The organism is Agrobacterium sp. 16-2014-1-2a, assembly GCF_053522705.1.
The window spans coordinates 426,017-452,113 of sequence record NZ_JBNWBX010000002.1 but is presented as its reverse complement, the minus strand read 5'-3'; the positions used below and the strand labels follow the sequence as shown (position 1 = coordinate 452,113).

Below are 26,097 nucleotides of genomic sequence, written 5' to 3'. Positions count from 1 at the left end.
GGACCCGTTTTTTTGTCGCAAACATGTGGGTAAAGCGGGCTAACAACCTATCGAGGAAATTCCCATGCCCACTTTTCGGTCGCGCAGCATCATTTTTGCCGCCGCTCTGTCGCTTCTCTCCACCGGCTCCGCCCTTGCCACACCGCCTGTGGCCTCGCCTGACGATCCAAAGCAGGTTGCCTGCGGCGGTGATCTCGGCGCATTTCTTGAGGGCGTGAAGGCTGAGGCCGCTGCCAAGGGTGTTCCGGCCGCTGCCATCGAAAAGGCGCTGGCCGGCGCGCAGATAGACCCCAAAGTGCTTTCGCGTGACCGCGCACAGGGCGTCTTCCGCCAGACCTTCCTCGAATTTTCCCAGCGCACCGTCAGCCAGGCCCGTCTCGATATCGGCCGCAAGAAGCTGCAGGAGCTCTCGTCGACCTTTGCCCGTGCCGAGAACGAATTCGGCATACCGGCTGGCGTCATTGCTGCCTTCTGGGCCATGGAGACCGATTTCGGCGCCGTCCAGGGCGATTTCAACACCCGTAACGCGCTGGTGACCCTCTCGCACGATTGCCGCCGCCCGGAACTCTTCCGTCCGCAATTGCTGGCCCTCATCGAAATGGTCCAGCACGGCGATCTCGACCCCACGTCCAACACGGGTGCGTGGGCCGGTGAAATCGGCCAGGTACAGATGCTGCCCAAGGACATCATCGCCTTCGGCATCGATGGTGATGGCGATGGCCATGTCAACGTCAAGAGCAGCGCACCGGATGCGATCCTCACGGCGGCGAAATTCATCCAGCACCTCGGCTTCAAGAAGGGCGAACCCTGGATGCAGGAAGTTTCCGTACCGGAAAACCTGCCCTGGGAAAAATCCGGCCTTGGCGGTTCGCTTACCGCCGGTGACTGGTTTACCCTTGGCGTGACCCCGCGCGACGGTAACAAAAATTTCGCCTCCCTGCCCGCAGCCCTCATCATGCCGCAGGGCCGCAAGGGACCGACCTTCCTCACCTATCCCAACTTCAACATCTATCTGGAATGGAACCAGTCGTTCATCTACACGACCTCGGCTGCCTATTTCGCCAACCGTCTGATGGGCGCCCCTGTTTATAACAAGGGCAATCCCGATCCGGGCTTCGATGACGCGACGATGAAAGAGTTGCAGACCAAGCTTGAAGCGCGCGGCCACGATGTTGGCAAGGTGGACGGAATTCTCGGTTCCGGCACCCGCGTCGCCATCCAGAAGGAACAGCAGCGTCTCGGAATCCCTGCGGATGGATGGCCGACCCAGGCACTTCTCCAGGCACTTTAACCTGTGTTAATCGCACCTTCGGGCCTTTAATCTATCGGCCGGAATCAAGGCTTAAACTGTTAATCTCGACCGGATGACTGGGGATAACACCCCGGTCATTTACTTTTTTTAAAGATATGAAGCACTGCGTGATGAGAAAATAATCTTTTATTTTCAATGAATTACAGAAATTACTTTTTTAAGCGGCGACAAAGCATGCTGCACCGCATCACAGAAACCGCTTTTCAAGTGCCACAAAACGGTCATATTATCGAACCTGTCAACAACAGGAGGCACCCATGGGACTTACAAAATCTCTCAATGCCTTGGCAGTCGGTTTGGCGTTTTTGTTCGTAGCGATGATGCTTTTCATCTGACGAGACGTGAAGACCAAACGCAGAAAAGAACCGTAGATGACACGAGTTTGAAAAGCGCAGGTCCTGTCGGGCCTGCGCTTTTTTCCAGTCGTAAATGGAATATCTGAAATCAGGCGGCGCTGCGGCGCAAACGCTCAAGACCGAGGTTCTCAAGCACCGCATCGACCAGCGGCGCACGGTTCATCGTGTAGATATGGAACTCGTTGACACCGCGCCGTTGAAGATCAGCGATTTGCTCGGCAGCAACTTCCGCCGCAACGCGGGCGCGTCCCTCGAGATCGTCATCATAACCTGCAAAACGCTCATCCAGAAAACTGGGCACACTGGTACCGCAGCGGCCGGCGAAACGCTTGAGCTGGGTCAGGTTCTGGATCGGCATGATACCCGGAACCACCGGAATGGTGATACCGGCAGCCGTAACCCGCTCCATGTAGCGCTCGAACACGTCATTATCGAAGAAGAACTGCGTCAGCGCCCGCGTTGCGCCGTTGTCCGCCTTGCGCTTCAGCATATCGATATCGACCGCATCGCTGGCGCTCTCCGGGTGCTTTTCGGGATAGGCAGAAACGGAAACCTCGAAATCGCTGATATCGCGTAGCCCCTTCACCAGAGCGGCGGCATTCTCGTAACCTTGCGGATGCGGCCTGTAGTCCGTGCCGATACCGGTCGACGGATCGCCGCGCAGCGCCACGAAATGGCGAACGCCAGCATTGCGAAACTCTTCAACGACCTGATGTACGTCGTCACGGCTGGCATCCACGCAGGTCAGGTGCGCGGCGGTCGGCAGATGACTGTCACCGATCATCCGGCGCACCGCATCCAGCGTCGGCGCCTTGGTGGAACCGCCCGCGCCATAGGTGACGGAGACGAAATCCGGATCCCATTTCTTCAGCTCGGCAACCGTTTCCCAGAGCTGGTTCTCCATCTCGGGGTTCTTGGGCGGGAAAAACTCGAAAGATAACCGGATATCCCCCCGGATTTCGCCATTGTGGCGCGCGGTTTCCGATCTCAACATATCATGCCCTCCCGGCAGCAAGTAAAACGGCCTCTTGCACCACATCGTCTGCCATCAGCAGCCGCTGGTCGCGGGCAACCCATATCGTGACGTCCAAGGATTCATCGGACGCCCGTTCAGAATGAAGATCGACGGCACGGTCGAGCACGAGCCCGGCCTTTTTCAGCCATTCATCCATAAGCGGATGCGAAAAGCCGAGCCGCACATGCGCATGCTCATCACGAAGATGCTCGAAGGAATGCGGTGCAAGATCGATGACGATCAGCCGGCCACCGGGACGTAGCATGCGGGCGGCTTCGGAAAGCGCGATCTCCGGCTGGTCGAGAAAATGCAGAACCTGATGGATGACGATCAGATCGAAATCCTGGCCTTCCAGCGGCAGGTTGAGAATATCACCATGGCGAACGGATGCATTGACCACGCCCGCCTTGTCCAGATTGGAGCGCGCCACCGACAACATGTCGCGGCTGGCATCGACCCCGATTGCCCGGCGATAGATGCCGCTCAGAAGCTGCAGGATGCGGCCCGTCCCGGTACCGAGATCGAGCAGCGAGTCGATTGGGGTGGTTCCGACCAGCTTCAGCAATGCCCCTTCCACGGCCTCGTCGCTCACATGCAGGCGGCGCAACTCGTCCCAGGCGGAGGCATTGCGGCTGAAATAATCCTGCGCCCGCTCCGCCCTTACCCGCTTGACGGTGGCAAGGCGTTCGCTGTCGCGCTGGAGAACGGCGTCAGAGGGCGATGCGGCGCCCAGCAGCTGCCTGATAACAACGGCGGGCTCGCCATCCTGCCGCAGGCGGAAATAGGCCCAGGCGCCCTCCTGATACCGCTCGATCAACCCTTCTTCCGTCAAAAGCTTGAGATGACGGGAAATACGGGGCTGCGACTGGCCGAGAATTTCGGTGAGATCGGTGACGGTCAGATCGCCGGCCGCCAGAAGCGCCAGCAAGCGAAAGCGCGTCGGCTCGCCGGCCGCCTTCAAGAGATCCACCAATTTATCCAAACCGAACGCCACGTCTGCCGCACCTTGCAATCTAATCAACATATAAAGATATCTTTATGTCGGCGTGACGCGAGATGCAAGCGCAATTTGCCACGCTCTCCCCTCAAGCCCCATTTATTGCATCAAAAAAGGCCCGCTTTTGGGCGGGCCTTTCTGAAGTGATCCGAGAACAGGATTAGCGCGTCAGGCGCTTGTAGCTGACGCGGCCGGGCTTGATGCTCTCAGGGCCGAGACGACGGACCTTGTCCTTTTCATAGTCTTCGAAGTTGCCTTCGAACCATTCCACGTGGCTGTCACCCTCGAAGGCGAGGATGTGAGTGGCCAGACGGTCGAGGAACATGCGATCGTGGCTGATGATAACGGCGCAACCGGCGAAGGCTTCCAGCGCTTCTTCGAGCGCTGCCAGCGTTTCCGTATCAAGGTCGTTGGTCGGTTCGTCGAGCAGCAGCACGTTGCCGCCTGCCTTCAGCATCTTGGCAAGGTGAACGCGGTTACGCTGACCACCGGAGAGGTTGCCGACCTTCTGCTGCTGATCGCCGCCCTTGAAGTTGAAGGCGCCGCAATAAGCGCGGGAGTTCGTTTCGAACTTGCCGAGCTTGATGATGTCGTTGCCGCCGGAGATTTCCTCCCAGACGGTTTTGTCACCCGCCAGCGTATCGCGGCTCTGGTCGACGTAACCAAGGTGCACGGTCTCACCAATGGTCACCGAACCGCTATCGGGCTTTTCCTGACCGGTGATCATGCGAAACAGCGTGGTTTTACCAGCACCGTTCGGGCCGATGACGCCGACGATGCCGCCCGGAGGCAGCTTGAAAGTGAGGTTTTCGATCAGAACCCGGTCACCATAGGACTTTGTGAGGTTTTCCGCCTCGATAACGACGCGGCCCAGACGCTCGGCGACCGGGATAACGATCTGCGCGTCACCGGGACGGCGATTTTCAGCGGCTTCCACCAGTTCGTCATAAGCGCGGATACGCGCCTTGGACTTCGTCTGGCGAGCCTTGGGGCTGGAAGCGATCCACTCCTGTTCGCGGCTGATGGCCTTCTGGCGCGAGGCGTCTTCGCGGGATTCCTGCTGCATGCGCTTGGCTTTTGCCTGCAGATAGGCGGAATAGTTGCCTTCGTAGGGAATACCACGGCCACGGTCGAGTTCGAGAATCCAGCCGGTGACGTTGTCGAGGAAGTAGCGATCGTGGGTGATCATCATCACGGCGCCGGGATAGTCGCGCAGGTGCTTTTCGAGCCAGGCGATGGTTTCGGCGTCAAGATGGTTGGTCGGTTCGTCGAGCAGCAGCAGGTCAGGCTGCGAAAGCAGCAGCTTGCAGAGCGCCACGCGACGACGCTCACCACCCGAAAGGCCGGTTACTGCCGAGTCGCCAGGCGGGCAACGCAGCGCATCCATGGCCATTTCGACCTGATTTTCCAGATCCCACAGGTTCTGGCTGTCAATGATGTCCTGAAGCTTTGCGCCCTCATCCGCCGTTTCGTCGGAATAGTTCATCATCAGCTCGTTGTAGCGGTCGACGATTGCCGTCTTGCTCGCCACACCTTCCATGACGTTTTCCATCACGGTCTTGTTTTCGTCGAGCTTCGGCTCCTGCTCGAGATAACCGAGCGTCGCACCCTCAGCGAGCCAGGCCTCACCGGTATATTCCTTGTCGAGACCGGCCATGATCTTCAAAACGGTCGACTTACCGGCACCGTTCGGACCGAGGATACCGATCTTGGCATCGGGATAGAAGGAGAGATGGACGTTCTCAAGAACCTTCTTCGCGCCATAGGACTTGTTCAGCCCGGCCATGTGATAGATGAATTGACGTGCCATTGTAGCGAATGCTCCACATCGGATTTTAAAGAGTACGTATCGGGAAATTTGCCGCTATGTAGGGTAAATAGGACCTTGGGGCAACCTCTGGCACGATTATGACCCCATGATTATGACAAGGGATACCATGGCAGGCACGGGCGAAAGCATGAATGAGACGACGGATGACTTGACGTTCAGCCGGATTGAGAGGCTCGACGCTCCATCAGGCGCATCCATCGCCTTTCGCCACCAGCCCTCTGCCCTTTCTCCGGCGCGCGGCGTGCTGATGATTTGCCACGGCCTGGTGGAGCACGCCGGCCGTTACCGCCGTTTTGCCGATGTCATGGCTAAGCAGGGTTTCGAGGTCTATGCCCACGATCATCGTGGCCATGGCCGCACAAAGGCTGCCGATGCGCCTCTCGGTCGCTTCGCCTGGAAGGACGGAGCCAGCAAGGTCGTTGCCGATGTCATGGCGATGCGCATGATGGTCGGCGAAAGACATCCCGGCCTGCCGGTCATCCTGTTCGGCCATTCCATGGGCGGCCTTGTGGCGCTCAACACCGCCGTCAGCCATCCGGATGCCTTTGATGGTCTGTCCATCTGGAATTCCAACCTCAATCCCGGTGTCATGGGCCGTCTTGCACAGATCGTGCTGCGCCTTGAAAAGATGCTGAAAGGCTCCGATGTGCCGAGCGCCATCCTGCCCAAAGCAACCTTCCGTGCCTGGAATGCCAGAATGCCGGAAAAACGCACTCATGCGGATTGGCTGAGCCATGACAGGGCAGCGGTGGACGCTTATGTGGAGGATCCGCTTTGCCAGTTCGAGGCCAGCGTCTCCCTGTGGCAGGATGTCTTTGAATTGTCCTATCGTGCGCCGAGGCTCATCGAACGCCTGCCGAAGACGCTGCCGATTTTGCTTGTCAGCGGCGATCAGGATGCCGCGACCAATGACGGCAAGGAGATCGTCTGGCTTGCCGAACGCTTCCGCGAAGCGGGTTTCGGCCATGTAGAACACACGATCTATCGGGGCATGCGCCACGAAACCCTGAACGAGATCGGCTGGCATGCCGTGGCTGCGGATTTCGCCGCCTGGTGCGGCCGCGTCGTTGGCAACTGACGAGCCTTTGCCGAAACGGAATAAGTCCATGAGATAAAATCACATGCGGCAATGCGGGGAGACGTCTATAAACCGGCAAGCAGAAAACACCGGGGGACAAATGACCGAAACGCCGAACAGGAAACCGCCACTATCAGGCATTCGCGTCATCGAACTGGCGCGTGTTCTGGCCGGTCCCTGGGCGGGGCAGATGCTGGCCGATATGGGTGCGGATGTCATCAAGGTCGAGAACCCTGAAGGTGGAGACGATACCCGCGCATGGGGTCCGCCCTTTGTCGAAAGCGCAGATGGTGAAAACCTCTCCGCCGCCTATTACCATGCCACCAATCGCGGCAAACGCTCCATCGTCGCCGATCTCAAGACGGCGGAAGGCTGTGCGCTGGTGCGGCGGCTCGTTCGCACCGCCGATGTTGTCATCGAGAATTTCAAACGCGGCGGGCTTGCCAAATATGGCCTCGACTATGAGAGTCTCAGGGTTCTCAATCCGAAGCTGATCTACTGCTCCATCACCGGCTTCGGCCAGACCGGGCCTTATGCCGATTTCGCCGGATACGACTATATCGTGCAGGGCATGTCCGGTTTCATGTCGATCACCGGCGAACCCGACGGTCAGCCTATGAAGGCGGGCGTTGCCGTTGCCGATATCTTCACCGGCATCTATTCCGTGTCAGCGATTCAGGCCGCGCTGATCCACGCCATGCGGTCAGGTGAAGGCCAGCATATCGACATGGCGCTTCTGGACGTGCAGTCAGCCGTGCTCGCCAACCAGAATATGAATTACCTGATTTCCGGCAATGCCCCCGTCAGGCTCGGCAACGCCCATCCGAATATCTCACCCTACGAGGTCATGCCGACAGAGGATGGTTTTCTCATCCTGGCCGTCGGTAATGACGGCCAGTTCCGCCGTCTCTGCAAGATCCTCGGAATCGAGGCGACCGCCGATGACGAACGTTTCGCCACCAACAAGGCGCGCGTGGCGCATAAGGCAGAGGTGCGGCAGATCATTTCCACCGAAACGCTGAAATGGCAGAAGCGCGATCTTCTGACCGCTTGCGAGCAGAACGCCGTACCGGCCGGGCCAATCAACTCCATCGAGGAAATGTTCGCCGATCCACAGGTTCAGGCACGCGGCCTGCGTGTTGATCTCGAGGCGCAGGATGGCACCGTCATCCCCGGTGTGCGGACACCGATTATCATGTCACAGACGCCGCTGCGTTACGAACGCCCGAGCCCGAAGCTTGGCGAGCATCAGGCGCAAGTGCTGGCCGAACTGGAAAACATCGAAAGGACCACGACGCCATGAAAGCAACCGGAATGAAAAGAACAGGCGGACAACTGATCGTCGAAGCGCTGAAAGCCAATGGCGTCTCCCGCGTTTCCTGCGTTCCCGGTGAAAGCTATCTGGCGGTGCTGGACGCGCTCTATGAAAGCGGCATCGAAACCGTGGTCTGCCGCCAGGAAGGCGGCGCTGCCATGATGGCCGACACCTGGGGCAGGCTGACCGGCGAACCCGGCATCTGCATGGTAACGCGCGGTCCCGGCGCAACCAACGCCTCGGCCGGCCTGCATATCGCAAGGCAGGATTCCATTCCGATGATCCTGTTCATCGGCCAGGTACAGCGCGAAGCCCGCGAGCGTGAGGCGTTTCAGGAAGTGGAATATCGCCGCGCCTTTACCGAATTCGCCAAATGGGTGGGCGAGATCGACGATGCGCGCCGCATTCCGGAATTCGTCACCCGCGCCTTTGCCGTCGCCACCTCCGGCCGCCCCGGCCCCGTGGTGCTGACGTTACCCGAAGACATGCTGGTTGAAGAGGTTGAAGCCCCCGAGGCAAAGCCCTATACCCCGGTCGAAGCGCATCCCGGCCCGTCGCAGATCGCCGCTTTCTCAAAAATGCTGGGCGAGGCCAAGCGGCCAATCTTCATTATCGGCGGCACACGCTGGTCCGAAGAAAGCGTCGCAAGCTTCACGGCTTTTGCCGAAAGGAACAAACTGCCCGTCGGCTGCTCCTTCCGTCGCCAGATGCTGTTCGATCACTTGAGCCCATCTTACGCGGGCGATGTCGGAATTGGCATCAACCCGGCCTTGGCGAAGGAAATCAAGGAAGCCGACCTCGTGGTGCTGCTCGGCGGTCGCCTCTCGGAAATGCCTTCCTCCGGCTACACGCTGATCGACATTCCCTACCCGTCGCAGAAACTTGTCCATATCTACCCGGAAGCCGAAGAGCTTGGCCGCGTCTATCGCCCCGATCTCGCAATCTGCGCCTCACCGGATGGTTTCGTCGCCGCCCTTTCTTCCGTAACGCTCCCCGATAACGCCGCCTGGGCGGACCGCACGGCCACCATGCATTCGGCTTACCTTACATGGTCGACACCGCCGCAGACCGGTCCGGGCGCGGTGCAGATGGGTCCGATCATGGACTGGATCGAGGCCAACGTGCCGGATGATGCCATCTTCACCAATGGCGCGGGCAACTATGCCACCTGGGTGCACCGCTTCCACCGCTTCCGCCGCTTCAACACTCAATCGGCGCCGACCTCCGGCTCGATGGGGTACGGCCTGCCAGCGGCTGTGGCCGCCAAACACCTGTTTCCCGAGCGCGAGGTGATCTGCTTTGCCGGTGATGGCTGCTTCATGATGCATGGGCAGGAATTCATCACCGCCGTGCGGTATGGACTGCCGATCATCACCGTGCTGGTCAATAACGGTACCTACGGCACGATCCGCATGCATCAGGAGCGGGAATATCCCGGCCGCGTCAGCGGCACCGATCTCGTCAACCCGGATTTCGCGGCCTTCGCCAAGGCCTATGGTGGCCACGGCGAAACGGTCGAAAAGACGCAAGACTTCGCCGCCGCCTTCGAACGCGCCCGGGCAAGCGGCAAGCCCGCCATTATCGAGGTGAAGCTGGATGCCGAAGCGATCACGCCAACCCGCACGCTGACCCAGATCAGAAGCAGGACCTGATATTGCGCATGGACATGGCTCCGGCATGGTGTAAATCCTGACTAGAACATACAGGTTAGGAAACGACATGCCGGATGCAGCCCCTCCCGTCATCACCCCACGCGGCGCAAAGATCGAACCTTCGGCCGGTGCGCCATTCGAGGCCGTGCGCGTGGCACGCGATGTCCTGCACACATCCCGCACAGCGGCGCTCGCGACCCTCGATCCGGTCAGCGGTTATCCCTATACGACCGCCACCAATATCGGCATAGAGCCGGATGGTACACCGTTCTTCTTCGCGGCGGGCCTGACGTTGCATGCCCGAAACATGGAGGCCGACCCGCGCATCTCGTTGACACTTGCCCCCTTCGGCAAGGGTGACGCGCTGACGCTGCCGCGGCTGACACTGGTAGGCAAGGCGGAACTGATCGATCCGGAAGAAATCCCGCTTGCCAGACAGCGCTACATCGACCGCTATCCCAAGGCAAAACTCTACCTCTCTCTTCCCGATACAAGGCTCTACCGGCTGCGGACAGAGGGCGTGCAGATCAATGGTGGCCCTGCCCGCAATGCCAGCAACATCACACCTGCCGATCTGCGCAGTGACCTTTCCGGCGCGGAACAGCTGATGGCTGCGGCAGCGGACGAGGCCGCGCGCCTCAACGCCATCAAGGGCGAGGCATCACGGCTGGCCGCTCTTGGGGGTGCGAAAACCGCACGCTGGAAAATCACTTCCATAGACCCTGATGGTATCGACCTCGCCTCAGCCAACGACCTCGCACGGCTGTGGTTTGCAGAACGGGTGAGGACGTTGAAGCAGCTTGAGAAGGCGCTCGCCCAGCCAGTGAAGTGATGGGCGCAAGCGATTCACAAACCTGGGACAATCGCCTCTCCTCCGTCATGCTCGGGCCTGTTCCGAGCATCTGCTACCTATCAATTTGCGATACGTGATTGGATCCTCGGGGCAAGCCCGAGGATGACAAAACGAGCGTTTCGAATTTTCCCAACAAAAAAGGCCGGGCTGCATTCCGCAACCCGGCCTTTTCTCAAAACCAAACCGTTACTCAGAGAGCAGCGGTAACGATGAACTCAACCTTGTAGTCCGGAGTAGCAAGCGCCGCTTCGCTGGTGGCGCGGGCCGGCGGGTTTGCCGGGTCGATCCAGCCTTCCCAGACGGCGTTCATTTCGCCGAAGGTGGACATGTCGGAGAGGTAGATGATGGTCTGCAGGATCTTCGACTTGTCGGAACCGGCAGCGGCCAGCAGACGATCGACTTCAGCCAGCGCCGACTTGCTCTGATCGGTCACGGACACGCCCTCACCGACCTGGCCGGCCAGATAAACGGTGTTGCCGTGGATGACGGCGCCGCTCATGCGCTTGCCCGGTTCGATACGCTTGATGGTCATGGAAAACTCCTGTTGATTGGCTTTAGAAAATCGAATTATCCGCGGAAAATCAGCCGCGCAGGTGGTGGGTCTTTTCGTAGATCGCGGTCGAGCGCGCGCCGGAACGGCAATAGCCGAGCATCGGGCGCTGCAATTCGTCAAGCGCATCCACCATGCCGGTAACCGCATCCGCATCGACGCCGTAGCGGCCAACCGGTACATGCACGATGGTCAGGCCAAGCTGTTCGGCACGCTCGGCAATATCGGCGAAAAGCGGCTGGCCTTCTTCTTCGCCATCTGGGCGGTGGCAGACGATCGACTTGAAGCCGAGTGCCTTGACCTCGTCGAGATCGGCAACGCTGATCTGTCCCGTGACCGAATATTCGTCGTCTATGCGCCTGATATCCATAATAATGCCTCCGCTTAAACCGGCGCCTTGGCGCCGCTGGCACGCTGTCGCCACTGTCTGAAATCCGCATCCGATGTAAGGGCTCAAAACCCTTGCGTCAATGATGCGGCGCCTTCATTCGGTACGCCATTCAGTCCCCTATTCAGAGGATGGAAAAGCGAAGACCATAGGAGCGGCTTTCGCCCGGCTGCAGCATATTGAACTCGCCGGCGGCCTCAAGCTCGCCGCGCCCCACCCAGCGGTGCGAAACCGGTTCGATGCCAAGCACATTGGCCGGATCCTTCTGGTTCCGCCACATCTGCAGATAGGGCAACGTCTCCGTGCCGAAACGTACTTTCAGCGTCTTGCCACCAATTGTAGCAATCGGACCGAGCGCAAGTTCCGCCCATTCGTCCTGACCGGCGGGAACACAGAACACCGTGCCCGGCTCCTCGCCAAAGCGCCAGCCATGACCACCGCCATCGAGCATGGCACCTTCTAGCCGAACGGCCTCGTCAAACAACCGCGCGCCAACATTCATGTGGTACATCAGAAAGACCGGGATCGGCCGCGAACTCGTATTGACGATCCGGTCATCGAGGCTCACTTCTCCGCTTTCGCCATCGATGCGCCATGTCCGCTCGAGAAGGGCCGTGCCGCCATCGGCAAGGTTCACGGGAACCTCGGCACGCGCCAATGCATTGGACTCATGAACGTCGAAGGCAACTATCTTGGCGGGATGCGCGGAGAAGGACCCATGCAAAGGATATCGACGCCCCTCGCCCTCACCGCCGATCGGTTCGGGATGGCGGATATGATCGGGACCGCAGGTGAACAGAAAGCCTTCAAGCGAATGGTCGATGCGCGGATCGCCATCATCTGGAATGGCACGGCCGGGCGCGATGTCGATACCATCGACAACACAGGCGCCAATATCGAAAACGGAGGTTTCATCGAGGAAAATGCGTGGCGATTTGCCGGCCTGAAACGAACGCAAGACAACCTCCCTGTGGCAGTAAAAGCGCAATAATCACGGAAACGCTACTAACCGTGACGTAAATTAAGATTGCTTTAACCGTGAATTCACCTTTTTCACAATAGGGTCAAGATTACGGTGTGTTTATCGGTGAACGAAGTAAGGGATAGCAGAATCGTGAAACAGTTTGTTAACGCAGCTCTGGGTCTGGCGATTGCCTTGGCGGCGGTTTGCGCGCCTCTACAGGCTGGCGCGCAGCAGCGTTATGGCTATCAGGAACAGCCGGTTCTGGTGACGCCGGATGGCCGTGTTCTCGATTTCGTGCCCCAACGTGGCGACATCGTCATCAGTCGCGACAATATGGGCCGCACGGTATTTTATGACCGGTACGGCAACCTGCTGGCCACTGAAATGCCGTCAGGCTATCAGCAGCGGCAACAGGTACAGCAGCGCGACACAACCTATTACCCCCCCGCCCCCGGCGGTGAATATCGTGAGCCGCAGCGAGATTACGGTTATCAGGATAATGGAAGCGTGCGCGATTACCGCGAATATCGCGGCAATGGTTCCGGCGATGATGTCTATACCGGCTCGGTTCCCGGCCCGGGCGCTGTCGAAAGCGCGCCGCTCAACCAGCCGATGCCCGAAGAAAGCACCACGGCTGCCGTTCCGCAGCCGCAGCACCTGATCGAGCGCCACACGCCCGTCACCACACCGGTCAACCGGTCTCGCCAGGAGATCGTGGCACTTCAGACCTTCCTCGACCGCGAAGGCATCTCGCCCGGCGTGATCGATGGCAAGATGGGCGACAACGTCAACAAGGCGATTGCCGCCTGGCAGGACATGACCGGCGAAAAGCTCGACCCGAACAATTCCGAGGACATTCTCGAGCGTCTGCGCGCCTCCGGCGGCATGCCGATCGTCGATTATACGATCACCGCAGCCGATGCAGCCGGCCCCTATGTCGCCTCCATTCCGGATGACTATGCGGAGAAGTCGCAGCTACCCGCCCTCTCCTTCACCTCCACGTCGGAGGCGTTGGCCGAACGCTTCCACATGGACGAGACCTATCTGAAAGAACTGAACCCCGGCATCGATTTTTCCGTGCCCGGCACCATCATCAAGGTTGTCAATCCGGGGGAACCCAAAAAGGGACAGGTGGCCCGCATCGTCGCGCATAAGGGCATCAAGCAGGTCTTCGCTTATGGAGAGGATGGTGCTCTGATCGCCGCCTATCCCGCCACCATCGGTTCTACGGACACGCCTTCGCCAAGCGGCACGCACACCGTCGAGCGCGTCGCGCTTAATCCGGGTTACACCTACAATCCGAAGATCAACTTCAGGCAGGGCCAGAACGACAAGATCCTGCAAATTCCGCCCGGTCCAAACGGCCCAGTTGGCACGGTCTGGATTGCCCTTTCCAAACCGACCTACGGTATCCACGGCACGCCGGAACCCTCGAAGATCGGCAAGACTAACAGCCACGGCTGTATCCGCCTCACCAACTGGGATGCGACGGAGCTGGCAAAAATGGTCCGCCCCGGCGTCGTGGTGGAATTCGCGGAATAGGTTTGACCGCGAAGACGAATTGCAAAAGCCCGGCGGATGTCATTCCGCCGGGCTTTTTCGTTGATGGATGTTATCCGCGCTTTTCGGTCAGGAAGTAAAGCAGCGCCGCCGCTGGTAGAGCAAAGCCGACCCAGGACGCAGCACCCCATTCCCCGACGGAATAGGCCCAGCCGCCGACGGCAGAGCCGATCGCACCGCCCATGAAAAATGTCGCCATGTAGACGCCGTTCAGACGGCTGCGGAATTCCGCCCCGAGCGTGAAGATGGCGCGCTGACCGAGCACCAGATTGGTGGTGACGCCGAAATCGAGAACGATGGCGGCGACCACGAGAATGCCGAGTGCCAGATGCGATCCTTCGGGTGCAAGATGCGTGACGGCGAATGACAGCGCCGCTGCCACCATCGCGGCAAAAGTAGCGGCATAGGTCCAGCCCCGGTCAGCCATGCGCCCCGCAATCGGCGCGGCGACGGTGCCTGCTGCACCGGCAAGGGCAAACAGCGCGATCTGGCCCTGGCTGAGATTGAAATGCGGCCCGCTCAGATAAAGCGGCGTCGTCGTCCAGAACAGGCTGAAGGCAGCAAACAGGAAGGCGTGATAGATCGCCCGCCGCCGCAGGATAGGCGTATGGGCGGCAAGCCTGCCCATGGAGGCCATCAACGCCCCATAACCCAGCCTTGCCTCAGGCACGCGAACGGGCAAAAGGCGATAGAGCACAACGGCGAGAATTGCCATGACGCCAGCCGACGTCAGGAACACACCGCGCCAGGAGACCACTTCCGACAGGAGGCTGGAGACCGGGCGCGCCAGCATGATACCCGCCATCAATCCGCTCATGACATTGCCGACTACCCGCCCTCGAACAGCGTGCGGCGCCATGTGCGCCGCATAGGGAACGATAACCTGCACCGCGACCGAACTGATACCGACCAGAAAGGCCGCAATCAGAAAAGGTGCCGCATGCGGGGCAAAAGCCGCCGCGAGGAGCGCAAGCACCGCCATCGAAACGGTGCTGACGACCAGCCTGCGATTCTCGACCAGATCGCCAAGCGGCACGACGAACAGCAGGCCGACGCCGTAGCCGATCTGCGTCAGGGTCACGATCAGACCGGTTGCGCCGGCAGACAGGCCAAGCTCCGCCCCGATGATGCCGGCAAGTGGCTGGCCATAATAAAGATTAGCCGCAATCAGTCCGCAGGCGGTAGCCAGCAGAAAAGTCAGGGCCGGGGAAATGGATGTTTCGTAAACATCCTCCCCTTCAACTACACGCGTCGTCATCATTTTCTCCAATATGGAAACGAATGTTTCCTAAATAGCCACAAAATTATTCGGCAAGTTTCAGGGCGATATCCACCACGGCCGTCATCTCTTCCAGACTGCGCCCGGTCTTTCCCACCACCCGCATGCCGTACATCATGCACAACATCGCTCTGGCGAGATCATCGGGATTGGTCTTCGACTGCACTGAACCGTCCCTCTGCCCCTCAGCCACCAGTCGGGCAACGATCCGCTCCCTCGCCTTCACCGCCCGCTCGACCACGACAGCGATATCGTCGTCTAGTGCGGCGAGATCGGCGGCGGCGCCAACCACGAGGCATCCATCCGAACCGGTGGCACCGTGCGACCGTTCCGCATAAAACATCAGGCCGGCTCGCAAACGCTCGTAACCGGTATCGTAACCGGCAACGGCGGCTTCAAACCGCTCCGTCTGCAAGGTCCTGTAGCGCTCCATCGTCGCGATGAAGATGGATTTCTTGTCCTTGAAAGCCTTGTAGAGACTGCCCTGCGCCAGTTCCATCGCATCGGTAAGATCACCGACAGAGGTGGCGTGATACCCGCGCCTAGAAAAAACACGGATTGCTCCATCAAGCGCGCGGTCGATATCGAACTCGCGCGGCCTGCCGCGATGGCGTTGTTCCGGGGAATTGGTGTGGCTGGTATCGGTCATGATCGCAATATAGGAAATGATTATTTCCAAATCAAGCAAAAATAATGCCCGCACCTCCAGCAGTCCGGGCATTGGCAGTGTTCTCAAGCCGCCTTGCGGGTGAAAAAGCGTGCGGGTTGCGTGCCGAACCGCGACAGGCGTTTCGGCAAAAGGCCTAGCACCTCGCTCGCGAATGCTTTCGCATTCTCCACCGCCTTGTCGATATTGCTGACCTTGTCCTTGTCGAGACAGAGAAGCGTGCCGCCATAATCGAAGATATCGCGATAGGCCGCTCTTTCGACAATCGGCGTATTCAGAACCGAAACGTTTTTCTCGGCCAGCAGCATTTTGACTAGCAGCAGCGAGCGGGTCGCCACCATGGCGTTGACCCGCGTCAGCACGATGGAGTGGGCGATCGCCTTGCCCATCTTGCAGTTCAGGAACTCGATATGGTCAAGAACCTCGGCAGCCCCGCGCGCATCCATGGCGCAGCCCTGCACCGGTATCAGCACATGGTCGGAAATACCAAGCGCCATGGTCAGAAGCGGGTTTTTCGCTCCCGGCAGATCGATGATGAAACAGTCGGTATTGGCATTGTTTTCGCGGATATGCCCCTCGAGGGACGCCATCGTGACATGCGAAATTACCGAGAGATTTTCAATCTCGCCTGATAATTCGTGCCAACGGGAAATCCACAATTGCGGATCGGCATCCAGAACCGTTACGCGGTGGCCGCTGCGGGCAAGTTCGGTTGCCAGAAGCAATACGGCAGTTGTTTTTCCCGCGCCGCCCTTGGTGTTGGCAAAAGTAATGACAGGCATGATATCCCCTGATGATCAGAGCCGTTTCATGCTCATTCATGCACCGAACCAATCATGGTGCTTTCCATAACCTTAACGAACATGGTTAAGAAAAGACTAAGATCGTTTGTGTGGACAACAAAAAGCCCGCGATAAATCGCGGACTTTTGCCATCTGATTGATCACGCCAGCTTTCGGCAGGAACCCACATCGTCCGCGCGCAGGCGGCCGGCTTTTAGATCCTCGTACTTCGGCAAGTTCAGGGAACTGCCCAGCCTTTTCTCAACGGTTGCACGATCAAGCGTAATCATGCGTCCGGCGCTGGTGAAGGACACCATGCCGTTCTTTCCAGAATACGCCATAGTCGCGCGCATTTCACAGAAATAGCGGTCTGAACCCCTGGACAAATTCCATCCCCGGATTCCCGCCTTATTGCTCGACAGAGCTCCGACTTTGTAACCCTGACCGGAAAGTTCCCTGAAAGAAGCGGCCTGCGCCACAAGGGGCAGGCTTAGAAACGCCACTGCGAGCAATGGCGAAAAAACTGAAAATCTCATGGCTGCCATAACTACCCTTTAAAAGCAGTCCTCAAACAATTTCCTGGTATTCTCCAGCGTCATCGGCACCGGATTGCCGCCGCAGCTCGGATCCTTGATCGCTTCTGCCGCCAGTTCGTCGATGCGGTCAGGCTTGATACCCATGGCGGTCAGGTTATCAGGCACGCCGAGTTCCTTGCGAAGCTCCAGCACATAATCATAGAAACCATCGAAACCGCCCGAAATGCCGAGATATGCGGCAGCGCGGGCAATCTTGTCTTCGATGGCCGGGCGGTTGAAACGCAGCACGGCCGGCATCACGACCGCATTGGTCATGCCGTGATGGGTGTTATAGACAGCGCCGATCGGATGCGAGAGCGAGTGAATGGCGCCGAGACCCTTCTGGAAGGCAACCGCCCCCATCGCAGCCGCCGCCATCATATTGGTGCGCGCTTCGATATCCGTGCCGTCCTTATAGGCGCGCGGCAGAAATTCCTTGACCAGACGCAGGCCTTCAAGCGCAACGCCGGCGCTCATCGGATGGAAGAACGGCGACGAATAGGCTTCGAGGCAATGGGCAAAGGCGTCCATGCCCGTGCCTGCCGTGATGACCTTCGGCATGCCGACAGTAAGCTCCGGATCGCAGATGACGACGCCGGGCAAAAGCTTAGGATGGAAGATGATCTTCTTCACATGGGTCTGCGAATTGGTGATGACGCTGGCGCGGCCAACTTCCGAACCGGTGCCCGCCGTCGTCGGAACCGCGACGATGGGCGCAATCTTCGAGGCGTCCGCCCGCGTCCACCAGTCACCGATATCCTCGAAATCCCAGACCGGGCGCGTCTGCCCGGCCATGAATGCGATGGTCTTGCCAAGATCGAGGCCGGAACCACCGCCGAAGGCGACGACGCCGTCATGGCCGCCATCGCGATAGGCTTTTACGCCGGCTTCCATGTTGATTTCGTTGGGGTTCGGATCGACATCGGCGAAGATCGCCCGGCCGAGCCCAGCCTCTTCCAGTACATCGAGCGCATGCGCGGTAATCGCCATATTGGCAAGGCCGCGATCCGTGACGAGAAGCGGCTTCTTGATGCCGAGCGTCTTGCAGGCTTCCGCCAGTTCCTTGATCCGGCCACGGCCAAGCTTGACGGCGGTGGGATAGCTCCAGTTGGCGACGATATTCATTTCGTGACTTTCTTCAGATGGTAGGATTTCGGTCGGGTCAGGTTCTGGAAACCGAGAACGGAAAGCGAGCCGCCACGGCCCGTTTCCTTCACACCTGTCCAGCAGAGCGCGGGATCGAGATAATCCGCACGGTTCATGAACACGGTGCCGGTTTCGATCTCACGGCCGATACGCCCGGCACGCGCTGCATCCTGCGTCCAGAGCGAGGCGGTGAGGCCATATTTGCTGTCATTCATCAGGGCGATGGCCTCGTCGTCGTTCTTCACCTTCATGATGCCAAGAGCGGGGCCGAAGGTTTCTTCGGTCATGAACTCCATGGAATGATCGACATTGACGAGCACTTGCGGAGCGACGTAAGCGCTCTCGCCGTCATCGGCAGGGAAAAGCTTGGGATCGACCAAAGCCTTGGCGCCCTTTGAGACGGCATCAGCGATCTGTGCGCGCACCACCTTGGCGAAACGCTTGTTGGCCATCGGCCCCAGTGTCGTTTCCTGTTCCAGCGGATTGCCGAGCTTGTAATTGGACACCCACGCCACGGACTTCTCGACGAATGCGTCATAGAGGTTTTCGTTGACGTAGATACGCTCGATGCCGCAGCAGCATTGCCCGGAGTTATAGGTCGCGCCATCCATCAGCGTATCGACGGCAGCGTCGAGATCGGCATCCTCCATCACATAGCCGGGGTCCTTGCCGCCGAGTTCAAGCCCTAGACCGGTGAAGGTGCCGGCAGCAGCGCGCTCGATGGCTCGGCCGCCTTCCACCGAACCGGTGAAGTTGACGAAATTGAACAGGCCTTCGGAGATCAGCGCCGAGGTCGTGCCGTGATCGAGGAAGACATTGATGAAGACGTCGTCAGGCACGCCCGCCTCGACGAAAGCCCGCACCATCCGCTCGCCGACGAGAAGCGTTTGCGCCGCATGTTTGATGACGACTGTGTTGCCGGCCATCAGAGCCGGGGCAACGGTATTGATCGCCGTCATGTAGGGATAGTTCCACGGCGCGATGACGAAGACCACGCCATGTGCTTCGCGCTCGATGCGGCGTTCGAAATTGCCGCTTTCCTCGATGACGAGCGGCGCCAGCGCATCCGCCGCAATGGAGGCGACATAATTGGAGCGCTCGTTGAAGCCCTTGAACTCGCCGCCATAACGAACCGGGCGACCCATCATATGCGCCAGTTCCGGCACCACCTCGGCCACCATTTCGTTAAGGCGCGCCACACCTTTGAGAACCAGCTGAACGCGGTCCTCAAGCGGACGTCGCGCCCAGTCCTTCTGCGCCTTGCGCGCTTTCGAAACGGCGGCGCGCGCCGATTCCAGCGACATCGCCTCCCGCTCGGCATAAACCGAGCCGTCGATGGGCGAGATATTCTGGATCATGGTCATGATGTTTTCCCGTAATGATTAGGCTCTCTCGAAACCGCGCGCCACTTCCCAGTCGGTCACGCGGCGGTCGTATTCTTCCTGCTCCCACCTTGCGGCATGCACATAGTGATCGACCACGTCGTCGCCAAAGGCCTCACGCAGCATTTTCGATCCGTCCAGGAAGGCGGTCGCGTCGCGCAATGTCTTGGGTATCTCGCGCACGTCCTTCCCGCCATAGGCGTCACCGACAAAAGCGGGCTCAAGTTCGAGTTTATTTTCAATGCCGTCAATGCCCGCCGCAAGAAGAGCTGCCATGGCGAGATAGGGATTGAGATCCGACCCGCCGACACGACACTCGATACGGATGCCCTTGGTTTCCGCGCCGCAAAGGCGGTATCCTGCCGTGCGGTTGTCGAGGCTCCATATCGCCTTGGTCGGCGCAAAGGTGCCAGCCATGAACCGCTTGTAGGAATTGATATAGGGCGCCAGGAAATAGGTGATGTCGCTGGCATGCGCCAGAAGCCCGGCAACATAATGCCGCATCACATCCGACATGCCGTGTTCGCCGTCCTTGTCGAGGAAAGCCGGCTTGCCATCCAGGCTCCACAGCGACTGGTGGATATGCGAGGAACTGCCAGCGGCATTGTAGTTCCACTTGGCAAGGAACGTCACCGCCTTACCCTTCGACCAGGCGATCTCCTTGGTGGCGTTCTTGATGATGGCGTGCCGGTCGGCCATGGTCAGCGCCTCGGCATAACGCACATTGATTTCCGCCTGACCGGGAGACGCCTCGCCCTTGGAATTCTCGACCGGAATTCCCGCACCCTGCAGGCCCCTGCGCAGCGCCCGCATGACGTCCTCTTCCTTGGTCGTCTGGAAGATATGATAATCCTCGTTGTAGCCGCTGGCGAGGTTCAGGTCCCTGTAGCCGCTGGCGCGTGCCGCATCGAAGGTCTGGTCGAACAGGAAAAATTCGAGCTCGGTGGCCATATAGGCCTTCAGCCCCATCGCCTCCAGCCGCGCCACCTGCTTTTTCAGCAGCGCGCGCGGCGAATGCGGCACTTCTTCATGGGTGTGGTGATCGAGCACATCGCACAGAACCAGCGCCGTGCCTTCCAGCCACGGCACCTTCCGCAGCGTCGAAAGGTCGGGCTTCAGCGTATAGTCGCCATAGCCCTTTTCCCAGCTTGAGGATTTGTAACCGGGAACGGTTTCCATCTCCATGTCGGTGGCAAGCACATAGTTGCAGCTATGGGTTTCCTCAAAGGCGCTTTCAACGAAAAACTCCGCCTGGAACCGTTTGCCCATCAGACGCCCCTGCATGTCGACAAGGCAGGCCAGAACCGTGTCGATGCGCCCTTCGGCCACATCCATCTTCAGCGCGTCGAATGTATAGCTCGTCATTTTGTCCATCCCTTTTCATGTGGCGAGCAGGCGGCCGGTATGCGACCGCCCGTCAGTTCGAGCATCAGGCCTTTGCAGCCGCCGCTGCCATGGCAGCCTGCTTATGCTCCAGCGCGAACTCCTCTTCCGGCGACAGGATGAGGCGATGGCGTCCGACAAAGGCGAAGTAGGCAATGGCAACCGCAAACCATACGGCTACCCACAGCACACCCTTGGTGAAGTTCGGATCCTGGATCTGATAGAGCAGCGTCACGATGGCGATGATGATTGTCAACACCGCGCCCGGAATGCCGAAGGGCGAGCGGAACGGCCGCTCGATATGCGGCAGATTTTTCCTGAGCAGGATGAAGGAAATCGCCTGCAGGATGTAGGAGAACATCGCACCGAACACGGCCATGTTCAAAAGCACGCTGCCGATGATGCTGCCGCCCTGTTCCGCACCCAGCGAGAACCAGATGACGAGCATGACCGCAAGGCCGACGAGCGCGCCGGCAATATTGGCAACGTATGGCGTCCGGTATTTCGAATGAGTGATCGACAGCACGGTCGGGAAGTAACCCGCACGCGACAGCGAATAGATCTGGCGGCCCTGCGCATAAAGGATCGTATGGAAGCTGGCGATCAGGCCGGTCAGCGCCACGAGACCGAGCAGCACCACGCCGCCATCGCCGTAGATCGCCTTGAAGCCATCCAGCAGCGGTTCAAGCGACGAGCTGAGATGAAAGGCGCCGACGCCCGGTAGTGATGGGTTCAGCAGCACGATCATGAAGGCCGAAACCATCAGCGTGATGACACCGAGAATGATACCCTTGGGCATATCGCGTTTCGGATCAACGGATTCTTCAGCCGCCAGCGGCAGCTGCTCGATGGCGAGGAACAGCCAGACCGCAAAAGGCAGCGTGGCAAGAACGCCCGAAAAACCAAATGGGAAAAAGGAACCGTTGCCTTCCGGCAGCTCCACAGCCTTGCCATCGGGTCCGACACCAATATTAAGCGCGTAACGCGAAAAATCCATGTTCGGAATGGCGCTGACCCAGAAAAACACCAGAACGCCGAGCGAAATCAGCGTGATGACAAGGGTGACCTTGAAGGAAAGCTCAAGTCCGAAGACGTTGAGAGCAAGGAAGATCGCGTAGAAGGCTATCCACACGAAGGGTGAATAGGCCGGATCGAGGCCGAGAATGGAGTTCACATAGGCGGTGATGAAGGTAACGACGACCGCCGGCGTCAGCACATATTCGACATTCTCGCAAAGTCCGGTGACGAAACCGCCCCACGGGCCCATGGCCGTGCGGGCAAAGGAATAGGCAGCACCCGTGTGCGGCAGCGCCGGGCTCATTTCCGCAATCGAGAATGTCAGCCCGAGATACATGATGGCGATGATGATGCCCGCCACCAGCATGCCGCCCCAGCCGCCGGTGGAAAAGCCGAAATTCCATCCGGAAAAATGCCCTGATATAACCGCGCCGACGCCAAGCGACCACAGCGACCACACGCCCGCGTATCGGGATAGTCCGCGTTTTTCGAAATAGGATGCATCAGCCTTCTTGTAGCTGACGCCTGATGATGAACCGTCCATGCCCTTCTCTCCTTAATAGAAAAAAAAGCCAGCCAGCCGTTATTGGCCGATTGTGCCCCCAGTTTCCGGCATCGCCCGGGAGGTTTCCCGCACTGCGCCGCACGCATCTGCTGTTCCCTTGCCGCTTCATGCCGTTCCGGCTTTTGTCGATTGCGGCAGTCTCATTGACGGTCGGCCGCGGTGTTTTCACCATAAGCCGCCCCATTGCTCCCTCACTCATCGATTGATGAGAGCGCCTTCCCCATAAGCTCGTGAAGAAAATCGGCAATTGCCGATTGGTCTCCTTCATTGGCGATCAGATCGTTGCGGATCTCGATCATGACGTTCAAAAGTCCGTCCGGCAGCGCATGCAGCCGCAATGTATGCGTTACACCGTCTTCCGGACCGTAGGGATCGTTGCGCTTTACCGTGAGCGCAGAACCCTCGGCACCCACCAGCATCGCATCGGCCAGCCGGCTGTCAGTATCGTGCAGGATGCCGATCTGCACTTCACGGAACTGACCGTGATAGACCGGCGTGAAACTGTGAATGGTCACCACCACCACCTTGCGGCCGCGGTCCTGCCGCTCGGCAATAATCTCACTGACACGGTCGTGAAACGGCACGTAAAGCGCCGAGGTTCGGGCAAACCGTTCCGCATCGCTCAGATCGAGATTGCCGGGAATATTGTAAATCTCGCTTTTGACCGGCATGGCAGAAGGCGATTCCGGCGGCCGGTTGCAATCATAGACCAGACGCGAAAACCGCTGATGAATGAGCGTGGCATCAAGCTTCTGCGAAAGCAGCCTCGCAACCGCCAAGGCACCCGGATCCCAGGCCGCATGGCTCGAAAGCACGTCCGGCGAAAGACCAAGCGTACCGAGTTTTTCCGGGATGGTGGCTGAAGCATGTTCGCAGACGAGAACGACGTCGCCCTTCGCTGCGGCGTTCTCGACGCCGACAGCCTGTCCTTCCGCTTCCGTGAAAAACCGTGAACGCACCGTCATGCACGCATCCCGCCCCGAAACCTGCCATCCCGCCGATGACGAAAAGAATTCTTCACATTATCGCGAGTGTCAAATGGAATTTTGAAATTTTCTCTTCATTTTCCCCATTGACTCGATAGCTGGCACAGATGCTTATATTCGCCAATACACCGGCAAAAAGACCGGAAGGGGAAAGATTTGCGCAGTACGACGGCCACCGTGTCGGATGTCATCCATGCCCACTATGACGCGCTGACCCGTTCGGAAAAACGGCTGGCGGAGAGCCTACTCGGCAACTACCCCGTCTCGGGTCTCGGCAGCATCACCACGATTGCCGAAAATGCGGGTGTTTCGACGCCGACGGTGGCGCGCATGGTGCAGAAGCTCGGATACAAAGGTTACCCGGAGTTTCAGGCCCATCTGCACCAGGAACTGGAAGCGACGATCTCCGGCCCGGTTGCCAAACATGACCGCTGGGCAACCAATGCGCCGGGTCTGCATATTCTCAACCGTTTCGCCGACGCCATAACGGGCAATCTGCGCGACACTTTGAGCGATCTCGACACCGCGGTCTTCGACAATGCCGCAAGGCTGCTCTCGGACCGCAAACGCAGCATCTATTTCGTCGGCGGGCGCATCACCGGCGCGATTGCCGAATATTTTTTCACGCATATGCAGGTGATCCGGCCAAAGACGACGCTGATGTCGTCCAACTCCAGCGCCTGGCCTCAATATATGTTGAATATGAGCGCCGGCGATGTGCTGGTGATCTTCGACATCCGCCGCTATGAGCACGACATGACGACGCTTGCCGAGGTGGCGAAGGCAAACGGCGTACAGATCATTCTTTTCACGGATCAGTGGACATCGCCGGTGGCGCGCCACGCGCTGCACACCTTCCGTGTGAAGATCGAAGCCCCCTCGGCATGGGATTCATCGGTCGTTACATTGTTTGTCGTCGAAGCGCTGATCGAAGCAGTGCAGAGCAGCACCTGGGATGAAACCAAGGAGCGCATGAACGCGCTGGAAGGCCTGTTCGAGCAGACGCGTCTGTTCCGCAGGCCGGACCGGACATGAACATTAGTAGCCGGCACAGTGCTTGACGCGGAAACCGCCGGCTGATTGGATACCTGAAATCGCTACCAGCGCGATAAAGCGGGATAAAAACAAGCTGGGGAACATATCTGTCCAACACGAATGATGATGGGATTACCCCGCGATTGCAGGCACAAAGCCGGGTGATGGCGGAAAATGGGCGTAAAGTGACGGAATCCGGATAAATAAATTGCAATCCAGCCGTCACATTAGCTTCATCCAGAATCCGTATCAGCGTCCGTAATACGAGAACACGAAGAGGAGAAAAAAGTGATCTCTCATTGCCGTCGACTGCTTGCTGCCACCACCGCTCTGGTAATGGCCTCCACCGCGATCGCTGCCGCTGCGCCAAGCGCCGAACTGATCGCTGCCGCCAAGAAGGAAGGCATGCTGACCACCGTCGCGCTGCCGCACGACTGGTGTGGTTACGGCGACGTCATCGCCGCTTTCAAGGCGAAATATCCGGAAATCACCGTCAACGAACTCAACCCCGACGCCGGCTCTGCCGATGAAGTCGAAGCGGTCAAGGCGAACAAGGACAACAAGGGCCCGCAGGCTCCTGACGTTGTCGACGTCGGTCTCGCTTTCGGCCCGCAGATGAAGGCCGAAGGCCTGCTGCAGCCTTACAAGGTCTCCACCTGGGACGAAATTCCTGACAACGTCAAGGATCCGGAAGGTTACTGGTACGGCGACTATTACGGCGTGATGTCCTTCTTCGTGAACAAGGACCTCGTCAAGAACGTGCCGAAGGATTGGGCCGACCTGCAGAAGCCGGAATATTCCGGTCAGGTAGCGCTTGCCGGCGATCCGCGCGCTTCCAACCAGGCTATCCTCGGCGTTCTCGCCGCCGGTCTTGCCAGCGGTGCGAAGTCCGGCAAGGAAGCCGGTGAGGCAGGCCTGAAATATTTCGCCGAGCTCAACAAGGCTGGCAACTTCCTGCCAGTCATCGGCAAGGCCGGCACGCTGGCACAGGGTGCTACCCCGATCATCGTCGCCTGGGACTATAACGCGCTCTCCTGGAAGAAGACGCTGAACGACAACCCGCCCACGGAAGTCGTGGTTCCGGAAAAAGGCGTTCTGGCCGGCGTTTACGTTCAGGGCATTTCCGCTTACGCCCCGCATCCGAACGCTGCCAAGCTCTGGATGGAACACCTCTATTCAGACGACGGTCAGCTCGGTTGGCTGAAGGGTTATTGCCACCCGATCCGCTTCAACGCGATGGTCAAGGCCGGCAAGGTTCCGCAGGAACTGATCGACAGCCTGCCGCCGGCAGCAGCCTATGAAAAGGCAATCTTCCCGACGCTCGAAGACGTCGACGCCAACAAGGCCGCCGTTACCGGCGGCTGGGACAGCGTCGTCGGCGCGAACGTGAAGTAACCTTTGAAAAATAC

The 26,097-nt window shown here is 59.1% G+C and carries 23 protein-coding genes; 8 read left to right on the top strand and 15 right to left on the bottom strand.

The genetic code is table 11. The annotated features are described in order from the left end of the window. Positions 1-64: 64 nt before the first annotated feature. Complete coding sequence (locus ACQZ45_RS10985; protein ID WP_003513276.1) at positions 65-1,291, top strand: lytic murein transglycosylase; 1,227 nt, start codon at positions 65-67, stop codon at positions 1,289-1,291. A 465-nt stretch (positions 1,292-1,756) separates the two neighbouring features. Here the strand turns inward: ACQZ45_RS10985 and metF are convergent, their stop codons facing one another. The 3 genes from metF to ettA all read right to left on the bottom strand — a co-directional run bounded on the left by metF (position 1,757) and on the right by ettA (position 5,490). Then, positions 1,757-2,662 carry a methylenetetrahydrofolate reductase [NAD(P)H] gene (gene metF / locus ACQZ45_RS10980; RefSeq protein ID WP_003513283.1) on the bottom strand — a complete coding sequence of 302 codons (906 nt, stop codon included), beginning with the start codon at positions 2,660-2,662 and terminating at the stop codon, positions 1,757-1,759. A gap of 1 nt (position 2,663) precedes the next feature. Continuing rightward, positions 2,664-3,677 (bottom strand): ArsR/SmtB family transcription factor, encoded by a 1,014-nt coding sequence (locus ACQZ45_RS10975; protein ID WP_019565268.1) that lies wholly within the window; start codon positions 3,675-3,677, stop codon positions 2,664-2,666. A gap of 163 nt (positions 3,678-3,840) precedes the next feature. Beyond that, positions 3,841-5,490: an energy-dependent translational throttle protein EttA gene (gene ettA, locus ACQZ45_RS10970; protein ID WP_003513287.1), complete on the bottom strand. Its 1,650-nt coding sequence runs from the start codon at positions 5,488-5,490 to the stop codon at positions 3,841-3,843. Positions 5,491-5,617: 127 nt separating this feature from the next. Between ettA and ACQZ45_RS10965 the strand changes: the two genes are divergently transcribed. The 4 genes from ACQZ45_RS10965 to ACQZ45_RS10950 all read left to right on the top strand — a co-directional run bounded on the left by ACQZ45_RS10965 (position 5,618) and on the right by ACQZ45_RS10950 (position 10,388). Then, positions 5,618-6,589: an alpha/beta fold hydrolase gene (locus tag ACQZ45_RS10965; protein WP_448742251.1), complete on the top strand. Its 972-nt coding sequence runs from the start codon at positions 5,618-5,620 to the stop codon at positions 6,587-6,589. A gap of 100 nt (positions 6,590-6,689) precedes the next feature. Further along, the gene (gene caiB / locus ACQZ45_RS10960) at positions 6,690-7,892 is read left to right on the top strand and encodes a succinate--glutarate CoA-transferase (RefSeq protein WP_173992888.1); all 1,203 of its coding nucleotides are present in this window, start codon (positions 6,690-6,692) and stop codon (positions 7,890-7,892) included. After that, positions 7,889-9,556 (top strand): thiamine pyrophosphate-binding protein, encoded by a 1,668-nt coding sequence (locus tag ACQZ45_RS10955; RefSeq protein ID WP_162736130.1) that lies wholly within the window; start codon positions 7,889-7,891, stop codon positions 9,554-9,556. The genes caiB and ACQZ45_RS10955 overlap by 4 nt, the downstream gene beginning before the upstream one ends. A gap of 67 nt (positions 9,557-9,623) precedes the next feature. Further along, positions 9,624-10,388, top strand: a complete 765-nt coding sequence (locus tag ACQZ45_RS10950) for a HugZ family pyridoxamine 5'-phosphate oxidase (RefSeq protein WP_113291188.1) — start codon at positions 9,624-9,626, stop codon at positions 10,386-10,388. Positions 10,389-10,599: 211 nt separating this feature from the next. On the opposite strand, the gene ACQZ45_RS10945 is transcribed toward ACQZ45_RS10950, so the two are convergent. The 3 genes from ACQZ45_RS10945 to ACQZ45_RS10935 form a co-directional block, all read right to left on the bottom strand. Next, positions 10,600-10,941, bottom strand: coding sequence for a RidA family protein (locus tag ACQZ45_RS10945; protein WP_003513295.1), 342 nt, complete (start codon positions 10,939-10,941; stop codon positions 10,600-10,602). Between the two features lie 49 nt (positions 10,942-10,990). Then, positions 10,991-11,329 (bottom strand): protein tyrosine phosphatase family protein, encoded by a 339-nt coding sequence (locus ACQZ45_RS10940; RefSeq protein WP_003513297.1) that lies wholly within the window; start codon positions 11,327-11,329, stop codon positions 10,991-10,993. Positions 11,330-11,471: 142 nt separating this feature from the next. After that, on the bottom strand, positions 11,472-12,305 hold the full coding sequence (locus tag ACQZ45_RS10935; protein WP_113291189.1) for an aldose 1-epimerase family protein: 834 nt from the start codon (positions 12,303-12,305) through the stop codon (positions 11,472-11,474). A gap of 156 nt (positions 12,306-12,461) precedes the next feature. On the opposite strand from ACQZ45_RS10935, the gene ACQZ45_RS10930 reads away from it, so the two are divergent. Continuing rightward, positions 12,462-13,853: a L,D-transpeptidase family protein gene (locus ACQZ45_RS10930; RefSeq protein WP_003513302.1), complete on the top strand. Its 1,392-nt coding sequence runs from the start codon at positions 12,462-12,464 to the stop codon at positions 13,851-13,853. A gap of 70 nt (positions 13,854-13,923) precedes the next feature. On the opposite strand, the gene ACQZ45_RS10925 is transcribed toward ACQZ45_RS10930, so the two are convergent. The 9 genes from ACQZ45_RS10925 to ACQZ45_RS10885 form a co-directional block, all read right to left on the bottom strand. Next, positions 13,924-15,129, bottom strand: coding sequence for an MFS transporter (locus ACQZ45_RS10925; protein ID WP_019565262.1), 1,206 nt, complete (start codon positions 15,127-15,129; stop codon positions 13,924-13,926). A 46-nt stretch (positions 15,130-15,175) separates the two neighbouring features. Continuing rightward, positions 15,176-15,871 carry a TetR/AcrR family transcriptional regulator gene (locus tag ACQZ45_RS10920; RefSeq protein ID WP_113291190.1) on the bottom strand — a complete coding sequence of 232 codons (696 nt, stop codon included), beginning with the start codon at positions 15,869-15,871 and terminating at the stop codon, positions 15,176-15,178. 11 nt (positions 15,872-15,882) lie between these two features. Beyond that, a complete protein-coding gene (locus ACQZ45_RS10915; protein ID WP_003513309.1) occupies positions 15,883-16,599 on the bottom strand; it encodes a ParA family protein in 717 nt (238 codons plus the stop codon). A 161-nt stretch (positions 16,600-16,760) separates the two neighbouring features. Further along, positions 16,761-17,144, bottom strand: a complete 384-nt coding sequence (locus tag ACQZ45_RS10910; RefSeq protein WP_035251832.1) for a hypothetical protein — start codon at positions 17,142-17,144, stop codon at positions 16,761-16,763. A 9-nt stretch (positions 17,145-17,153) separates the two neighbouring features. Further along, complete coding sequence (locus tag ACQZ45_RS10905; RefSeq protein ID WP_003513312.1) at positions 17,154-18,299, bottom strand: iron-containing alcohol dehydrogenase; 1,146 nt, start codon at positions 18,297-18,299, stop codon at positions 17,154-17,156. Continuing rightward, the gene (locus tag ACQZ45_RS10900; protein WP_111798751.1) at positions 18,296-19,684 is read right to left on the bottom strand and encodes an aldehyde dehydrogenase family protein; all 1,389 of its coding nucleotides are present in this window, start codon (positions 19,682-19,684) and stop codon (positions 18,296-18,298) included. The genes ACQZ45_RS10905 and ACQZ45_RS10900 overlap by 4 nt, the downstream gene beginning before the upstream one ends. 18 nt (positions 19,685-19,702) lie before the next feature. Continuing rightward, positions 19,703-21,067 carry a glutamine synthetase family protein gene (locus ACQZ45_RS10895; RefSeq protein WP_113291222.1) on the bottom strand — a complete coding sequence of 455 codons (1,365 nt, stop codon included), beginning with the start codon at positions 21,065-21,067 and terminating at the stop codon, positions 19,703-19,705. A gap of 64 nt (positions 21,068-21,131) precedes the next feature. Beyond that, positions 21,132-22,646, bottom strand: coding sequence for an amino acid permease (locus tag ACQZ45_RS10890; protein WP_003513319.1), 1,515 nt, complete (start codon positions 22,644-22,646; stop codon positions 21,132-21,134). 212 nt (positions 22,647-22,858) lie between these two features. Then, entirely contained in the window at positions 22,859-23,632 is a 774-nt protein-coding gene (locus ACQZ45_RS10885) for an N-formylglutamate amidohydrolase (RefSeq protein WP_019565258.1), read from the bottom strand. 177 nt (positions 23,633-23,809) lie between these two features. Between ACQZ45_RS10885 and ACQZ45_RS10880 the strand changes: the two genes are divergently transcribed. Beyond that, entirely contained in the window at positions 23,810-24,688 is an 879-nt protein-coding gene (locus tag ACQZ45_RS10880) for a MurR/RpiR family transcriptional regulator (RefSeq protein ID WP_003513323.1), read from the top strand. Between the two features lie 288 nt (positions 24,689-24,976). Beyond that, complete coding sequence (locus tag ACQZ45_RS10875) at positions 24,977-26,083, top strand: ABC transporter substrate-binding protein (protein WP_003513325.1); 1,107 nt, start codon at positions 24,977-24,979, stop codon at positions 26,081-26,083. Positions 26,084-26,097 lie beyond the last annotated feature (14 nt).

Bases quoted from the DNA above. Each gene is read 5' to 3' on its own strand.
- ACQZ45_RS10985 (WP_003513276.1), top strand. From the start codon at position 65: ATGCCCACTTTTCGGTCGCGCAGCATCATTTTTGCCGCCGCTCTGTCG.
- metF (WP_003513283.1), bottom strand. From the start codon at position 2,662: ATGTTGAGATCGGAAACCGCGCGCCACAATGGCGAAATCCGGGGGGAT.
- ettA (WP_003513287.1), bottom strand. From the start codon at position 5,490: ATGGCACGTCAATTCATCTATCACATGGCCGGGCTGAACAAGTCCTAT.
- ACQZ45_RS10965 (WP_448742251.1), top strand. From the start codon at position 5,618: ATGGCAGGCACGGGCGAAAGCATGAATGAGACGACGGATGACTTGACG.
- caiB (WP_173992888.1), top strand. From the start codon at position 6,690: ATGACCGAAACGCCGAACAGGAAACCGCCACTATCAGGCATTCGCGTC.
- ACQZ45_RS10955 (WP_162736130.1), top strand. From the start codon at position 7,889: ATGAAAGCAACCGGAATGAAAAGAACAGGCGGACAACTGATCGTCGAA.
- ACQZ45_RS10950 (WP_113291188.1), top strand. From the start codon at position 9,624: ATGCCGGATGCAGCCCCTCCCGTCATCACCCCACGCGGCGCAAAGATC.
- ACQZ45_RS10945 (WP_003513295.1), bottom strand. From the start codon at position 10,941: ATGACCATCAAGCGTATCGAACCGGGCAAGCGCATGAGCGGCGCCGTC.
- ACQZ45_RS10940 (WP_003513297.1), bottom strand. From the start codon at position 11,329: ATGGATATCAGGCGCATAGACGACGAATATTCGGTCACGGGACAGATC.
- ACQZ45_RS10925 (WP_019565262.1), bottom strand. From the start codon at position 15,129: ATGACGACGCGTGTAGTTGAAGGGGAGGATGTTTACGAAACATCCATT.
- ACQZ45_RS10920 (WP_113291190.1), bottom strand. From the start codon at position 15,871: ATGCCCGGACTGCTGGAGGTGCGGGCATTATTTTTGCTTGATTTGGAA.
- ACQZ45_RS10915 (WP_003513309.1), bottom strand. From the start codon at position 16,599: ATGCCTGTCATTACTTTTGCCAACACCAAGGGCGGCGCGGGAAAAACA.
- ACQZ45_RS10910 (WP_035251832.1), bottom strand. From the start codon at position 17,144: ATGGCAGCCATGAGATTTTCAGTTTTTTCGCCATTGCTCGCAGTGGCG.
- ACQZ45_RS10905 (WP_003513312.1), bottom strand. From the start codon at position 18,299: ATGAATATCGTCGCCAACTGGAGCTATCCCACCGCCGTCAAGCTTGGC.
- ACQZ45_RS10900 (WP_111798751.1), bottom strand. From the start codon at position 19,684: ATGACCATGATCCAGAATATCTCGCCCATCGACGGCTCGGTTTATGCC.
- ACQZ45_RS10895 (WP_113291222.1), bottom strand. From the start codon at position 21,067: ATGACGAGCTATACATTCGACGCGCTGAAGATGGATGTGGCCGAAGGG.
- ACQZ45_RS10890 (WP_003513319.1), bottom strand. From the start codon at position 22,646: ATGGACGGTTCATCATCAGGCGTCAGCTACAAGAAGGCTGATGCATCC.
- ACQZ45_RS10885 (WP_019565258.1), bottom strand. From the start codon at position 23,632: ATGACGGTGCGTTCACGGTTTTTCACGGAAGCGGAAGGACAGGCTGTC.